Source organism: Denitratimonas tolerans (assembly GCF_037203605.1).
GTDB lineage: Bacteria > Pseudomonadota > Gammaproteobacteria > Xanthomonadales > Xanthomonadaceae > Denitratimonas > Denitratimonas tolerans.
Window position 1 is genome coordinate 22,852 of the sequence record NZ_JBBDHC010000015.1, and the last position, 15,920, is coordinate 38,771.

Genomic DNA, 15,920 nt, shown 5'->3' on the forward strand with positions numbered 1-15,920 from the left:
GACGAGCGCACGCGCTGGGCCATGACGCTGCGCGCGGAGCTGGAGGAAAGCGAGGCCGAACTGGCCAACCGCGCGCTCGCCCTGGAATCGGCCGCTGCACACGTCCAGACCCTGATCCACGAGCGCGATGCGACGGTGCGCGAACGCGACGAGGTGCAGCGCGAGCGCGACCGCATCCTCGCCAGCCGCTCCTGGCGCATGACCCGTCCGCTGCGCTACGCCAGCCGGCTGGCCGGGAAGTTCGTCTCACGCATCCGGTTTCGCGCCCAGCGCCTCGTCAACGCCTGGTGCCGCGCCCTCATCAGCCTGCGCAGCCGCGGCCTGCGCGGCACCTGGCACCGTCTTCGCCAGGAGCTGCGCCCGGTGCCGCAGGTTGCGCCCATGGTGCTGCCGGACGCCGGCGGTGGCATCGACGCGGGCGACATCGCGCTGCCGGTGAGTGACACACCCACGGTCAGCATCGTGATCCCGGTCTACAACCACCTCGATGCTACCCTGGTCTGCCTGCGCTCGCTGGCGCAGACGACGAACGCCACCGCACACGAGATCATCGTGGTGGACGACTGCTCCAGCGACGAAACCGCCGCGGTGCTGCCCGTGATCGCCGGCCTGCGCTACCAGCGCAACGCCCGGAACCTGGGCTTCATCGGTGCCTGCAACGCCGCCGCGGCGAACGCGCGCGGCGACTACGTGGTGTTCCTCAACAACGACACCGCGGTGCAGGACGGCTGGCTCGATGCCCTGATCGACACCTTCGACGAACACCGGGATGTCGGCCTGGTCGGTGCCAAGCTGGTCTACCCCGACGGGCGGCTGCAGGAGGCCGGCGGCATCGTGTTCTCCGACGGCTCGGGCTGGAACTACGGGCGCTTCGACGATCCGGCCAAACCCGAATACAACTTCGTGCGCGAGGTGGACTACTGCTCGGGCGCGGCGATCGCGCTGCCGACGGCGCTGTTCCGCCGCTTCGGCGGCTTCGATGCGCACTACGCGCCGGCTTACTACGAGGACACGGATCTGGCGATGAAGGTGCGCCAGGCCGGGCTGCGCGTGCTCTACCAGCCGGCCTCGGTGGTGGTGCACTTCGAAGGCATCAGCTCGGGCACCGACACCTCCAGCGGCACCAAGCGCTATCAGGTGGTGAACAAGGAAAAGTTCTTCGCGCGCTGGAAGGACGCCCTCGCCAGCCACCCCGATCCGGCCCGCACCGCGCCGCAGGACATCGTGAAGGCGCGCCAGCACCGCGCCCGCAGGCAGGTGCTGGTGATCGACGCCACCACGCCCCAGCCCGACCACGACTCGGGCTCGGTGCGCCTGTGCAACATCCTGCGCCTGCTGCGCGAGGACGGGCATGCGGTCACCTTCTTCGCCGACAACCGCGCCTGGGTGGAACGCTACACGCCGGCGCTGCAGCAGATGGGCGTGGAGGTGCTCTGGCACCCGCACCTGTGCGATCCGGTGAGCTGGTTCGAGCACAACGGCGCACGCCTGGACCTGGTATTCGTCTCGCGCCACTACATCGCCTCCAACTACGTCGACCTGGTGCGCCGTCACGCGCCGCGCGCGACGCTGGCCTTCGACACCGTGGATCTCCACTACCTGCGCGAACAGCGTGCGGCCGAGCTGGCCGGCAGCAGCGAGATGGCGCGCACCGCGGAAAAGACCCGCGAGCAGGAGCTGCGCCTGATCCGGGAATGCGACGTGACGCTGGTCGTGAGCCCGGTGGAGAAAGAGCTGCTGGCGAAGGATGCGCCGGGCGCACGGGTGGAGGTGCTTTCCAACGTGCACGAGATCTTCGGGCGTCGCCGGGATTTCTCCGAACGCGCCGACATCATGTTCATCGGCGGCTACCAGCATCCGCCCAACGTGGATGCCGCCGTCTGGTTCGCCACGCAGATCCTGCCGCGCGTGCACGCCGAGATCCCGGAGCTGGTCTTCCATCTGATCGGCAGCAAGGCACCGGCCGAAGTCAGGGCGCTGGGCGAGCTGCCCGGCGTCGTTTTCCACGGGTTCGTGGAGGACATCGAGCCCTTCCTCGACGGCTGCCGCCTGGCGGTCGCGCCGCTGCGCTACGGTGCCGGGGTCAAGGGCAAGGTCAACATGAGCATGAGCTACGGCCAGCCGGTGGTGGCCACGCCCGTCGCGGTGGAAGGCATGTACGCCGAGCCGGGCCGCGAGGTACTGGTGGCCGAGACGCCGGAAGCGTTCGCCGCCCAGGTGATCCGCGCCTACCGCGATCCGGAGCTGTGGACGCGACTTTCCGACGGCGGCCTCGCCAACGTGGCGCGCCACTTCTCCTTCGATTCGGCGCGCGACGCGCTGCGCCGTCTGCTGGGCTAACCGCCGCGCGCCTGCTCCAGCCGCGCCTGCAGGGCGGGCAGGTCGGTGTTGCCCGGATCCAGCTCGCGCGCCTGATCGAAGGCGCGTGCCGCAAGGTCGATCTCGCCGGCACCGAGGCGTTCGCTGGCATAGGCCATGTAGCTGCGCGCCAGGCGCTGGCGCGCACCGGGCAGTCGCGCATCGCCGGCGGAAATCGCCGCGACGGCGTCGAGCGCCCTGCGTGCGGCGCTGAGTCGATTGGCCACCATGGCTTCCTCGAAGCGCCGCATCGCCCGATCCGGCAGGCCGGCGAGCCCGGCGCGCGCCTCGGCGTTGCCCGGCGCCCTGGAGAGCGCCGCGCGATAGAGGTCGTAGGCGCTGTCGCCGGGCGGCGCGAGGAACTGCCCGGCGTCGGCTGCGGCGCGCGCGCGCGCAAGCAGGTCCGGCAGGTCCGCGGCATCGGCTGAATCGCCCTGCTGCGCCCGCTGCCGCCGCGTACGCACGTCTTCGAGGTGCCGGCGCGTCGTGGCGACTGCGGTCAGGTCCGGGGCCAGCGTCTCGGCCCGGTCGATCAGGTTCCGGGCCTCGTCGAAGCGGTAGTCGTCGATGCGATGCGTGGCCTGACCGAGCAGCGCCGTCGCCACTTTGCGCAGGCCCGCGCGCGCGCGCGCCTGCGCCGGATCATCGGCCAGCACCGCCTGATAGGCCTCCTGCGCATTGGGCTGGCGCGGGGGCACGAGGTGTCCGCGCGCCAGCAGCGCATCGGCGGCGTCCACGCGCGCAGCGAGATCGTCCGCACGCGCCTGCCGCGCCGCGGCCAGGCGCGCCCGGGCCTCCGGCAGACCGAGGTGGGACGGATCCAGCGCGGCAACGCGCTCGATCAGGGACGAACCGGCGTCGGGCTCGCCGGCGGCAATACGCTCAGCGGCCTGCGCGAGCAGCTGGTCGAGCACGTCGCGCAGGCCCGCAAGCGCCACCGCATTGCCCGGATCCGATGCCAGGATGCGCCGGTACAGGGCGACCGCGCCGTCCTCGCCTTCGTCCAGCCGCCCGGCGTCCAGCGCGCTGCGCGCCGCGTCGAGCAGATCGACCATCGCGACTTCACGCGCGTCCACGACCTGGAGGCTGCGCGAAAGCTCGGCCACATCGGTCGCGGACAAGCCCAGCACGGCCGCCTGCGCGACGAGTTCACGCGCCGGCGCCGAATCACCGTTCTGGAGGGCGGCCCGAGCCGCGGCAACGAGCCGCTGCCCGACCTCACGCACGCCGCGGCGCGCGGCGAGGCTGTCCGGATCCAGCGCCAGCGCGGCCAGGTACAGCTCGCGGGCGCTGGTGTCGCTGCCCGACAGGTTGCCCTGATCGAGCGCCTCATCCGCAGCCAGCAGCAGGCTGTTCATGCGGGTCACCGGCAGGCCGGCGCGGATCTGGTCCTGGAACAGGTACAGCGCGCCTCCGGCGAGCACGGCGACCAGCAGGCCGGCCAAGAGCCAGCGCAGGCCGCGCCCGGACTGGCTGGCTGGCGCGCCGCGCGATCGCGCCGGGGTCCGCAGGACTTCGTCGATGCGCCCGAGGCGAGGCTCGTCGTACCGCTGCGGCGGCAACTGCGCCGCGTCGGCAGGCGGCGTCACGCGCGTCTCGCGCAGCTCACTGGACGCCTGCTCGATGCCGCGAATCGCCGCCACCACCTGCGCACCGCTCTGGTAGCGCCCGTCCGGATCCTTGGCCAGAAGGCCGTCGAGCACCGGCTGCAGCCAGGCCAGATCTTCCGGCAGCCGCGGCATGGGCGCGGTGATGTGCATGATGCCCACCGCGAGCGAGTCCTCGGCCTGGTAGGGCACCTTGCCCACCAGCATCTCGTACAGCAGGATGCCCAGGCTGTAGAGGTCGGCGCGCCCGTCCAGCGGCAGCCCGCGCGCCTGCTCCGGGCTCATGTAGTGCGGGGTGCCGATGATCGCGCCGGTGCGCGTCATGCGGCTGGCGTCGCTGGCGTGGGCGATGCCGAAGTCGGTCAGCACCGCGCTGCCGTCCTCGCGCAGCAGGATGTTGTCGGGCTTGATGTCCCGATGCACGATGCCGTGCGCACCGGCGTAATCGAGCGCGCCGGCGATCTGGCGCACGACCCTGAGCGCGAAGGCCACGGGCCGCGGCTCGCCGATCCGCCCCATCACCGGACCGCCGGGCAAGTATTCCATGGCAATGTAGTGGTGCTCGCCGCTCACCCCCACGTCGTGCACCTGCACCACGTTGGGATGCCGGAGCCTGGCGGCGATGCGCGCCTCGCGCAGGAAACGCTCGCCGAACTGCTCGTCCCCCAGCAGCGCCTTCGACATCACCTTGAGCGCGACTTCGCGCTGCACCGATTCCTGCAGCGCCAGATACACGGTCGCCATGCCCCCGCGTCCGAGCGTCCGCACGATCCGGTATCCGGCAATGTCCAAGCCTGCCCCCTGGGGTTGTGGTGGTGTGTCCGCGCCTGAGGGTCGTGCATCCACCACCCGGCGGGCAGGCGATGGAAAGGGCAGGCACCCGTCGCGCAAGCATAGCAAGATGGGGGGGGGTCGCCGCGGCGCGTGCCCCGGGCCGGCGGCGCGCTTTGCCTTTTGCGGAGTGCGGCCTGTAACATTTTTTTCATCTTCGCTCGGGAGCGCCGACTCTTCGCTCCCTCCGGAACGTCTTTCTTGCTGACCGATCTCAACCTGACGCCGCAGCCTCCCCGCCACCTCGACGCCGATGTCTGCATCTGCGGTGCCGGGCCGGCCGGCATCGTGCTGGCGCTGGAACTGGCGCGACGCCGTCCCGACTGGCGCATCGTCCTGCTCGAAGGCGGCGGGCGCAGCCTGGCCAGCGAGCGCGAACGCATCCTCTACGACGTCGGGCTGGCTGCCAAATCCTATGCAGTCGCGGCCTCGCGCCGCCGGATGCTGGGCGGCACCTCCGGTCACTGGGGCGGCTGGTGCAAACCGCTTGATCCGGCGGATTTCACCGCGCCGGCGGCCTGGTCTGTGCCGGACTGGCCGGTCACGCTGGATGATCTGCAGCCCTATCTTGCGTCGGCCCACGTCTGGTGCGAGATCCCGAGCAATCGCTATGACCCGGATGAAGTTCGCGCCCGCCAGCCGCAGCGGTTCCTCGACCTGCCGGCCGGCAGCCCGGTGGCCGAACACCTGTTCCGCTTCAGTCCCCCGACCCGCTTCGGCGCGCGCTACGCGGACGAGCTGGCCGGCCAGTCCAACCTCGACGGCCTGCTGCATGCCAACCTGTTTGCTCTGGAGCGGCGCGGGGATCGCATCGTTTCGGCCTCGGCCCGGGCGCTTGACGGAAAGCCGGTCCGGATTTCCGCCCGCCGCTTCGTCCTGGCACAGGGCGGACTGGAAACCACCCGCACCCTGTTGAACCTGCGCGGCGATGCCTCCGATGACGGCGAGGGCCTGCGTTCACCGCACCTGGGACGGTATTTTGCCGACCACTACGGCGTGAGCCCCGGTACCGTGCTGGCACCGGCGGAGCTCGGCTACCGGCGCATGGCCGATCAGGACACGGCGGTGATGCCGGTGCTGGCACCCTCGCCGGGCGCACTTCGCCAGGCCGGGCGTCAGAACGTGTGCCTGATGCTCGCCCACGATCCGGCCGACGATTCGCTGCCTGCAAGCTACGCAACGCACGCGGCGCTGGGCTTTTCCACCCGTGCGTTCTGGAGCTACCGCGCGCAGATGATCGTGGAACCGCGCCCGCATCCGGAAAGCCGCATCACCCTGACCGACACCCGCTGCGAACTGGGCCTGCGCCGGGCGCACCTGGATTGGCGCCTCCACCCGCAGGACACCGCGTCGGCCCTCGCCTTCTTCGACGACCTCGGTACCGTGCTGGCGCAAAGCGGACAGGGCCGCACGCGCCTGACGTATGAAGCCACCCCCGCGCGCCTGGCCTCGGTCAACGGTGCCAACCACCACCTGGGCACCGTCCGCTTCGCGCATGATCCCAAGGACGGCGTCGCCGATGCGGACGGGCGCATCCATGACATGGAGAACCTCTACGTGGCGAGCTCTGCGCTGTTTCCCCGTTACGGCTATTCCAATCCGACCCTGACCATCGTGGCGCTGGCGATCCGGCTTGCCAGCCGCTGGGCGGGCGAATCGGCGGAGGCAGGGACATGATCACCCGACGCGACCTGTGCGTGGCGGTCATCGCGGCGGGTGCCACCGCGACCGGCTTCGTGACGCCCTGGGGCACGATCCGCGACGCCTTCGCGCCGCCGGCCAACAACACCGGCCTGGGACGTGCGTTCGACACCCTGCTCGCCGGCCTCGACGGCACTCAGGGCGTCGGCCGCATCGTGGCGGAGGGCAGTGCGCCCGGAACCTCCGCCGACGCGCTCATCGAGCGCCTGGGCAGTCATCTAGAGGGTGCCTTGAGTGATCGCGCCTCAATCGAGGCGCGCCTGGGCGAACGGGTGCGCGCCGACTTTGCCGCAGCGCGCACTTGCCGGGTGGACGGCTGGACGCTGAGCCAGACCGAGTGCGACCTGGCCGGCCTGCGCTGGCACCTCATGCACGATGCGCCGGCGCCGTCCCGGGCGTCAAACACGGCCACGCCGCTCCCGGCGGCGGGCGCTGCGACAGGCGCGGCTGCTTCCGATGCCGCGAAAGCGCCCGGGCAACCGCCTGCGGCCATCGTCGAAATCACCAACTGGGGGCCACGCACCACCGAGCAGGGATCGAAGTTCAACGTGCAGCCCGATGGCCACAGCGGGCTTTGGTTCGTCGCGCCAGGCGCGCCCGACTGGGTCAAGGTCCGCATCGATGGCCAGGAAAGCCCCACCACCGTGTCCGAAGCCGGCTTCACCTCGGGGATCTTCGGCAGCCTGCAGGAACGGATCCTCGCCACGCCGGGCAGCTATCGGGTCGAGCTTTACGACCCGGTGAACGACACTGTGCAGCCGATCGGCGAACTGGTGGTGCGGCCAATGGCCGAGCGCGCGGTCAGGGAGGACGGAACGCGCTCCTCCATTTTCTGCCCCGTCACCGGATGGGGTCCGACGGAAACGACGGTCGGCGTGGCGGAGAATGCGCAGCCCGACGGCTCGCAGGGCATGTGGTTCCTTCTACCGTGCGCGCCCAACAACGTGCAGCTGGTGTTTGGCGACGACCGCCTCCCCGCCACCCGCACCGATCGCGGCATCACCTCACGGGTGCCGCTGGCGCTGCTGGAATCCCCCGGCACGGTCAGCATCCGTCTTCGTCACATCCACTCCGGTGAAGAACTGACGGTCGGCCTGTTCGAAATCCGCCCCTGAGGCAGAACGTCACATTTCATGCCGGCCCAGCCTCTGGTCCGGCACCAGGACGCGATCCTGCTCACAATTCTGGCAAAATCATCACTCCCACCGCGCGTCGTGCGGAGCGCCGGCACCTCAGGAGAATCCCACGTGTCCCCCATCACCTCCCTGTACCAGATCGTGCGCCGGCCCCTGTTGACGCTGGCCGTGGCAACCACCTGCGCCGCCGTCGCCGGCAGCGCGCTGGCTGCCGATCCGGGCCGGATCGACACCCGCTCGGCGTTGGCCGAACGCGTCCTGTTCGATGCCGGCCAGCCGGGCGAATCCTTCGACGGCTTCATCGTCTACTACCGCGACGATGCGCCCGCCGGGGAAGAAAAATCCGCAGCGGCCAGCCGCACCCGCAAGGCGATCGATGCGGACCTCGCACGCATGGGGAAGGCGTTCGGCTTCGCGGCGCGCCACGAGCGCCAGCTCGCCACGGGTGGCCACCTCGTTCGCCTGAACGGAACCCGCCTTGCCGGTGAAGACGCGAATGCCTGGATGGCGACGCTGGCGGCCAATCCGGACATCGTGGCGGTCGAACCGAACGCCCGCGCCTACCCGGCACTGGTCCCGAACGACCGGCACTACGCCCTGCAGTGGGGCCTGAGCGATCCGGTCGGCGGCATCAGCGCCCCGGCCGCGTGGGACATGTCCACCGGCTCTGGCATCGTCATCGCAGTCGTGGATACCGGCGGCACCCCGCACCCGGACCTCGACGCACAGACCGTCGCGGGCTACGACTTCATCTCCAGTGAGGAAACCGCGCGCGACGGCGACGGTCGCGACGCCAACCCCAACGACGAGGGCGACTGGCACGAACCGGGCGACTGCGGTCCGGGAGTCGAGCCGTCGAAGAAGTCCTCCTGGCACGGCACCCACGTTGCCGGCATCGCCGCCGCCCAGGCGAACAATGGCATCGGCGTGGCCGGCGTCGCGTTCGGTGCCAGGGTGCAGCACGTGCGCGCCCTGGGCCGCTGCGGCGGCACCGTGGCCGACATTGCCGACTCGATCATCTGGGCGGCTGGCGGCACCGTGCCCGGCGTCCCGGCGAACGCGACGCCTGCGCGCATCATCAACCTCAGCCTCGGTGGCGAGGGCATGTGCGGCCCGACCTACCAGAACGCGGTCGATGCCGCGAACGCGCGCAAGGCCGTGGTGATCGCGGCCGCCGGCAACGATGACGCACATGCGGCCACCCAGCGCCCGGCCAACTGCAGCGGCGTGCTCGTCGTGGGTGCCAGCAACCGCGCCGGCATCCGCGCGTCGTACTCCAACTACGGCGAGCTGGTGGACCTCGCGGCACCCGGCGGGGACTGCAGGGACTGCGAGAACGACTACCCGGACCTCATCCTCTCCACGCTCAACAGCGGCGAGCAGGGACAGAATGAAGCGGGCTACTACTACATGGCCGGTACCTCGATGGCCACGCCGCACGTTTCCGGCGTTGCCGCACTGGTCCTGGCGCGCAAGGGCTCGCTCTCGCCCGCCGAAGTCCGCACCCTGCTGCGCGACACCGCCAAACCGTTCCCTGGCCACTGCACCGGCGGCTGCGGCGTCGGACTGGTCAACGCGGAAGCCGCGGTACGCGCCGCCGGCAATCAGGCGATCACCCGACTGCCGATCTCCGTGACCCGCGCCGGCATCGGCTCGGGCCGGATCACCAGCTCGCCCAGCGGCATCGACTGCGGCGCGCGCTGCTCCAACACCTTCAGCAAGGGCACCAGCGTCACCTTGACCGCGGCCGCCGCCACCGGATCGACCTTCACCGGCTGGTCGGGCGCCTGCTCCGGCAGCGGGAGCACCTGCACCCTGGCGGCGAACCAGGCGCACGCCGCGCTGGCCCACTTCAAGGTGCCGGTCACCGGCCTGAGCCGCGGCCAGGCGATCGCCGATCTGTCCGCGCAGGGCGGTCTGGCGCGCATGTACTCGCTGCACGTGCCTTCCGGCTCGGAGTCGCTCAGGATCCGGCTCAGCGGCGGCAGCGGCGATGCCGACCTCTACGTGCGCCACGGCACCGAACCGAACGAGAGCCAGTACGACTGCCGTCCCTACCTCCACGGCAACAACGAACTGTGCGAATTCCCGGCACCGCTGGCGGGGATCTACTACATCATGATCAAGGGCGCGCCGGACTATTCGGGCGCACGCCTGTTCGCCCACTACGCGCTCGGCCCGCAGGGCGGCCGCACCGTCAGCGCCGATGTGCCCATGACCGGCATCTCGGCACCGCAGGGCGGCGGACGCTACTTCAAGGTGGACGTGCCGCAGGGTGCCACCGACCTGTGGATCACCACGCGCGCCAGCCGGGACCTGGACCTGTTCGTGCGCCGCGGCGGCGTGCCGACGCCGGACTGGAACGAGCAGTTCGTTTCCGGCAACCCCGCCGGCAACGAGGAAATCTATATCCCCAACCCGCAGCGCGGAATGCACTACATCCTGCTGCATGCCTACGAAAGCTTCAGCGGTGCCTCGCTGCGGGCCGGCTACACGGTCGCCGGCAAGCGCATCGTCATGACGCATTCGGGCCTGGGGGCCGGCACGGTGGCAATGCGGCGCGTGGCGACCGGCGCGACCGCCGCCACCTGCGCGGGTTTCCCCTGCACCGTCGGGCTGCCCGATGCGACCTTCGACCTGATCGCCTCGCCCTCGACCGGCTCGGCTTTCAGCGGCTGGATCGCCAGCCAGTGCGATTCGATCACCCCGCAGGGCGACTGCCGCATGCGGGTTTCGAGCGAGCGCCCGGTGTCCGTCGGCTTCAGCGGCGCGCCGTCCAAGCCGGTGGTCACCCTGAACACCGTCGGCGAAGGCAGCGGCGTGGTCCTGGTGCGAGCCGCCGGTGGCGATGCGCCGCTGGCGGTGTGCACGGCCTTCCCCTGCCGCATCGCGCCCACCGCGACGACCTACGAACTGGTTCCGATCGCGGCCCCGGATTCGGCCTTCACGCGCTGGATTTCCCCGACCATGGGAACGCCGGCCTGCGCCTCGATCACGGCGGAAGGCTATTGCCGCCTGCAGCCGACCGCCGCAACCTCGGTCACGGCGAACTTCGTCAAGTAGCCGGCTCGCGCGGTGGCCCCGCTCCTGCGGCGGGGCCACCGCGGCGGATTCCGCTTACGGCACGTCCGCGCGCTGCGGACCGCCGCTCAAAAGTCCAGGTCGAGCGCCGCGCAAAGGTAATCGACCAAGGGCGCGAGCGTGGCGAAATCCGCCTCCAGCGCGGCGCGCAGGCCCGGGCCGACCACGGTGGCATCGTCGAGCGGACGCCAGAGCGTCCAGCTGCGCAGCTTGAGATCCTCGATCAGAGGCGAGTCGGCCGGATAGCCGCGCGGCGCGCGCACCATGGATCCTTCGCGCTCCAGCACGAAGCTTGCGCGAACGCGCGGCGCGCCGATGGCCGTCTGCCAGCCTGCCGGGTTGTCGAAGATGAACTGGCGGATGCGCCGCTGCACCTCGGGCTCAGGCTGCCAGATCCCGGCACCGACGAAGCTCCCGCCCGGCTGGAGCTGGACGTAGAAGGACGGCGAAGCCACCTCGCGCCGCCGCTCGTGAAAAAAGCGCGCGCCCTGCCAGGTCTTGTAGGGCGACTTGTCGCGGCTGTAGCGCGCGTCGCGATGGATGCGGAACAGCGAACCGCCCTGCTTGCGCGGATCGGCGCGATAGTGCGGGCTGATCGCGGCCAGCGCCGGCTGCAGATCGCCGACCAGCCGCAGAAACGGCTCGCGCACGTGGGCTTCGTAGTCGGCGCGGTGCGCCTGGAACCAGGGCTTGGTGTTGTTGGCGGCGAGCCGGTGCAGGAACCGCAGGCTGCGGTTGCTGAAGTAGTCATCCGCCGCGGCGTGCACGCCAGAGGTGTCGGTGCGGGGGCTCATGCCGGCTCCGGGCCAACTCGGTCCCTGCCGAGGGCGGCCAGCTCCCGCCGGTAGAAGGCCTCGATGTCGGCCACGCGCGCGGCGAGGTCGAAGCGCTCCATCGGATACGCGCGTCGCGCCGGGCGCTGCGAAAACGTCTCGCGCAAGGCCTCTGCCAGCGCCTCCGGATCATCGATCGGCAGCAGCGGCGTGCCGATCACCTCGGCCAGGTGCCGCGCGCCTTCGCTGGCGCTGGCCAGGATCGGCAGCCCGGCACCCATGGCCTCCAGCAATACCAGACCGAAGGGTTCGCGCCGCGCCGCGCTCACGAACACGTCGAACGCGGCCATCCAGTCCTGCGGATCGCTGACGAAGCCGGGCATCACCACCTCGCGCGGCGCGATTTTGCGCAACGCATCGAAAGCCTCGCCCTGCCCGACAATCACCAGGCGCGCCTCGATCGGCAGGTCGGCGCGCTTCCAGGCTTCCACCAGCACGTCGAGCCCCTTGCTGCGCTCCACCCGTCCAAGCGCACCGAACACGAAGGCATCGGGTGCAATGCGCGCGCCGGCTCGTATGCGCGCGCGCGCGTCGGGCGCGGCGGGCTGCGCGCGCGTCCAGTTGTCGATCTGGACGCTGTGCGGGCGCAGCGCCGGCGGGATGGCGGGAAGCTGCCAGGGCGCGATGGCGATGAGTGCATCCAGATCCGCGTGCTGGCGCGACTTGTAGGCCACATGCAAGCTGGCCACGCGCAGGCATTCGCCGCGCAGCCCGTGCAGCGCTCGGCAGGCACCACTCAGGTGTGCGTGCGCTACGTCAGGACGCAGGCGCCGCACGATCCGCCGCGCCTGCCAGACCGGCGAAAGCAGGCCCACGGCCTCCACGCGCACCGCAGGATCGAGGCGATGCGCGATCGCATCGGGCCGGTCTTCCGTGGCCACCCGGCGCAGCACCATGGTCACATCGTGACCGGCCTGCGCCTGCGCATTGGCCAGTTCCACGGCATAGCGCTCGCTTCCGGCGAAGCGGCGGGTGAGGATCAGATGGACGATACGCATGGCCGCTTCAGTTGCCCGTCGCATCTGCGCGCGGGCGCTGCCCGGTCAGGCGATCGACGCGCGGTAGATCGATTCGATCGCCGCGTCCAGCGCCTGATTGAACGCGGCCTCGTCCTGCTGCGCACTCAGCCCCTCGGTCAGCGCGCGGCTGAAGCTGGCGATGACGCCGGGGTTTTTCGCCAGCAGTTCGTTGGACTTCTCGCGCGAATAGCCGCCCGACAGCGCAACGACCTTGAGCACGCTCGGGTGTTCGACCAGCTCCTTGAAGAACCCGTCCACGCTGGGCAGGGTGAGCTTGAGCATCACCGGCGTCGCCGGATCGATGGTGTCCAGGCGCGCCAGCAGGCCCTTCTTCATCTCGACCTCGATGGCGGCCTTGTCGGCGGCCTTGATGTCGACCTCCGGCTCGATGATCGGCACCAGTTCCGCGGCCAGCACCTGGCGCGCCACCTCGAACTGCTGGTCGAGCACGGCAGCGATTCCAGACGGGTTGTTGGCCTTGATGACCGAGCGCTCCTTGGTGCCGAACACGCCCTTGGCCTTGGCGCGCGCCAGCAGCGCGTCCAGACCGGGATTGGGCTTCATCAGCTGCACGCCATCGGCCTCGTCCATCAGGCCCTTGTCGATCTTGAGGAAAGGCACCACGCCCTTGTCTTTCCACAGGAACTCAACCGCGCTCTTGCCGCCGAAGTCGTCGTCCATGGTGCGCTCGAACAGGATCGCACCGACGATGCGCTCGCCATTGAACGCGGGACTGGTGACGATGCGCTCGCGCATCCGATGCACCAGCGCGAACATCTCGGCTTCGCCGCTGTAGGCGGATTCCTCGATGCCGTAGAGGCGAAGCGCCTTGGGCGTGCTGCCGCCGCTCTGGTCGAGCGCGGCGATGAAGCCCTGGCCGGATGCGATCTTGTCACGCTGCTGCTGGTTGATGGCCACGATCCGTGTCTCCTGCGGGTGGGTTGAGGCGCGAAGTGAACTGGCAATGTTACCGGCTCGCGGTGAAATCCGCAGTCCGGCCCGGCGCGGCCGGTGCCCCGCTGGAACGCGCGGCCCGCGCCCCAACTGCGGCCGGGATCGACGCGCCGCCGGGGCGCAGCGGGTACGCTGTGGCCTGCTCCGCCCGAGGAATCCGCGTGCACCCTCCCTTCGTCATCGGCATCACCGGCGGCATCGGCTCGGGAAAGTCGGCCGTGACCGGAAAATTCGCCGCACGCGGCGTCCCGGTGTTCGACGCCGATCTCGTCGCCCGCGAGCTGGTCGAACCCGGCCAGCCCGCGCTGGGCGAGATCGCCGGCGCGTTCGGAACGCACCTGCTCGCCGCGGACGGCCGCCTCGACCGCGCGGCGCTGCGTACCGCGGTCTTCGGCGACGCGGCGGCGCGCGAGCGCCTGAACGCGATCCTGCACCCGCGCGTGCACGCCCGGCTCAAGGCCCTGGCGCACGCGCCCGGACCGGCCTGCGCCCTCGTCGCGGTTCCCCTCCTGGCCGAAGGCATCGACCGTTACGGCTGGCTCGACCGCATCCTGGTCGTCGACGTGCCGCGCGAGATCCAGATCGCGCGCGCCATGGCGCGCGACGGCATGGATCGCGGCGCCGCCGAACGCATGCTGGCGGCGCAGGCCGACCGCGCCGCGCGGCTTGCGATCGCGGACGACGTGATCACCAACGACGGCCCCATCGACGCCCTGGATGCCATCGTGGTACGCCTCCACGCGCGCTACGCCGCGCTGGCCGGGCGCTGATCCAGCACGCGCCGTGCCCGCCTTCGTTCAACGGGCATTGATGCAGCGCCGGGAACGAAGGGGTATCATGCGCCCCCACTTTTGATCCTTCCATCCGCATCAAGGGATAAACAGAAACAATGAGCACCCATCTCTTCACCTCCGAATCGGTGTCTGAAGGCCATCCGGACAAGATCGCCGACCAGATTTCCGACGCCGTGCTCGACGCCATCATCGCCAGGGATCCTGCGGCGCGCGTGGCCTGCGAGACGCTGGTGAAGACCGGCGTGGCCATCGTGGCTGGCGAAATTACCACCTCGGCCTGGGTCGACATCGAGGAGATCGCGCGCAAGGTGATTTCCGACATCGGCTACACCAGCTCGGAAGTGGGTTTCGATGGGCACACCTGTGCGGTGATGAACCTGATCGGCAAGCAGTCGACCCACATCGCCGCCGGCGTCGACGGCGCGGGCAAGAACAAGAAGAAGCCCGAAGAACAGGGTGCCGGCGATCAGGGCCTGATGTTCGGCTACGCCTGCCGCGAAGCGCCCGAGCACATGCCGGCGCCGATCTACTACAGCCACCGGCTGGTGGAGCAACAATCCAAGGTTCGCAAGAAGAAGAACTCGCCCCTGCCCTGGCTGCGCCCGGACGCCAAGAGCCAGGTCACGCTGCGCTATGACGGCGACCGCATCGTCGGTCTGGACGCGGTCGTGCTTTCCACCCAGCACGATCCGGCGATCAAGCACAAGGAGATCATCGAGGGCGTGTACGAGCACATCCTCAAGCCGGTGCTGCCCAAGGAGTGGCTGGAAAAGCTGCCCAAGAGCAAGGTCCACATCAATCCCACCGGTATCTTCGCCATCGGCGGGCCGATGGGCGACTGCGGCCTGACCGGGCGCAAGATCATCGTCGACACCTACGGCGGCATGGCCCGTCACGGCGGCGGCGCGTTCTCCGGCAAGGATCCGTCCAAGGTTGATCGTTCGGCCGCCTATGCCGCGCGCTACGTCGCCAAGAACATCGTGGATGCCGGTCTGGCCGACCGCTGCGAAATCCAGCTCAGCTACGCCATCGGCGTGGCCGAGCCGACCTCGATCTCGGTGACCACCTTCGGCACCGGCAAGATCGAGGATGCGAAGATCGAGAAGCTGATCCGCGCCCACTTCGATCTGCGCCCGTGGGGCATCATCAAGATGCTCGACCTGATCCATCCGATCTACCAGCCCACGGCGGCCTATGGCCACTTCGGCCGCAAGCCGAAGGAAATCAGCTACACGGACGGCGCGGAAAAGACCAGGACGGCGACGTCCTTCTCCTGGGAGCGCACGGATCGCGCCCAGGCCCTGCGCGAGGCCGCCGGTCTCAGGAAGAAGTAAGCGATCGACCGCGCCCGTCGGGCGCGTGCCGTCGCCGGTGGAAACGAAAAGGGGGAGCGGCATGCCGCTCCCCCTTTCTCATGTCAGCCGGCTGCGGACTCAGGCCTTTTTCTTTGCCGCCGTCTTGCGTGCCGCCGGAGCCTTGGCCACGACGGCGACCGGCACCGCCTCGGCGCTGGCCGCGCGGTGCGGGCGGGTGTTGCCGTAACTGCTGGAATAGCGCTTGCCCTTGGCCGTCTTGCGATCGCCCTTGCCCATCGGTATTGCTCCTT

11 protein-coding genes are annotated in these 15,920 nt (G+C 70.0%); 6 read left to right on the forward strand and 5 right to left on the reverse strand.

All coding sequences use genetic code 11. The annotated features are described in order from the left end of the window. Window positions 1–198: 198 nt before the first annotated feature. Window positions 199–2,340, forward strand: a complete 2,142-nt coding sequence (locus WB794_RS10455; RefSeq protein ID WP_415926682.1) for a glycosyltransferase — start codon at window positions 199–201, stop codon at window positions 2,338–2,340. On the opposite strand, the gene WB794_RS10460 is transcribed toward WB794_RS10455, so the two are convergent. Continuing rightward, a complete protein-coding gene (locus WB794_RS10460) occupies window positions 2,337–5,039 on the reverse strand; it encodes a serine/threonine-protein kinase (RefSeq protein WP_337335792.1) in 2,703 nt (900 codons plus the stop codon). The genes WB794_RS10455 and WB794_RS10460 overlap by 4 nt on opposite strands. Between WB794_RS10460 and WB794_RS10465 the strand changes: the two genes are divergently transcribed. The 3 genes from WB794_RS10465 to WB794_RS10475 all read left to right on the forward strand — a co-directional run bounded on the left by WB794_RS10465 (window position 4,998) and on the right by WB794_RS10475 (window position 10,696). After that, on the forward strand, window positions 4,998–6,473 hold the full coding sequence (locus tag WB794_RS10465) for a GMC oxidoreductase (RefSeq protein ID WP_337335793.1): 1,476 nt from the start codon (window positions 4,998–5,000) through the stop codon (window positions 6,471–6,473). The two genes, WB794_RS10460 and WB794_RS10465, sit on opposite strands and share 42 nt — an antisense overlap. Next, window positions 6,470–7,612, forward strand: coding sequence for a hypothetical protein (locus WB794_RS10470; RefSeq protein WP_337335794.1), 1,143 nt, complete (start codon window positions 6,470–6,472; stop codon window positions 7,610–7,612). The genes WB794_RS10465 and WB794_RS10470 overlap by 4 nt, the downstream gene beginning before the upstream one ends. Before the next feature lie 132 nt (window positions 7,613–7,744). Further along, window positions 7,745–10,696: a S8 family serine peptidase gene (locus WB794_RS10475; protein WP_337335795.1), complete on the forward strand. Its 2,952-nt coding sequence runs from the start codon at window positions 7,745–7,747 to the stop codon at window positions 10,694–10,696. A gap of 86 nt (window positions 10,697–10,782) precedes the next feature. Here the strand turns inward: WB794_RS10475 and WB794_RS10480 are convergent, their stop codons facing one another. The 3 genes from WB794_RS10480 to WB794_RS10490 are packed head-to-tail and all read right to left on the reverse strand — an operon-like array spanning window position 10,783 to window position 13,484. Beyond that, a complete protein-coding gene (locus WB794_RS10480) occupies window positions 10,783–11,508 on the reverse strand; it encodes a DUF2461 domain-containing protein (RefSeq protein WP_337335796.1) in 726 nt (241 codons plus the stop codon). Then, window positions 11,505–12,545, reverse strand: coding sequence for a glycosyltransferase (locus WB794_RS10485; protein ID WP_337335797.1), 1,041 nt, complete (start codon window positions 12,543–12,545; stop codon window positions 11,505–11,507). Before WB794_RS10485 ends, WB794_RS10480 begins: the two co-directional genes overlap by 4 nt. Before the next feature lie 45 nt (window positions 12,546–12,590). Continuing rightward, on the reverse strand, window positions 12,591–13,484 hold the full coding sequence (locus tag WB794_RS10490) for a fructose bisphosphate aldolase (protein ID WP_337335798.1): 894 nt from the start codon (window positions 13,482–13,484) through the stop codon (window positions 12,591–12,593). A 197-nt stretch (window positions 13,485–13,681) separates the two neighbouring features. On the opposite strand from WB794_RS10490, the gene coaE reads away from it, so the two are divergent. Beyond that, window positions 13,682–14,290, forward strand: coding sequence for a dephospho-CoA kinase (gene coaE, locus WB794_RS10495; RefSeq protein ID WP_337335799.1), 609 nt, complete (start codon window positions 13,682–13,684; stop codon window positions 14,288–14,290). Window positions 14,291–14,409: 119 nt separating this feature from the next. Beyond that, window positions 14,410–15,648, forward strand: coding sequence for a methionine adenosyltransferase (gene metK, locus WB794_RS10500; protein ID WP_337335800.1), 1,239 nt, complete (start codon window positions 14,410–14,412; stop codon window positions 15,646–15,648). Between the two features lie 99 nt (window positions 15,649–15,747). On the opposite strand, the gene WB794_RS10505 is transcribed toward metK, so the two are convergent. Next, a complete protein-coding gene (locus WB794_RS10505; RefSeq protein ID WP_337335801.1) occupies window positions 15,748–15,906 on the reverse strand; it encodes a 30S ribosomal protein THX in 159 nt (52 codons plus the stop codon). Window positions 15,907–15,920: the final 14 nt, after the last annotated feature.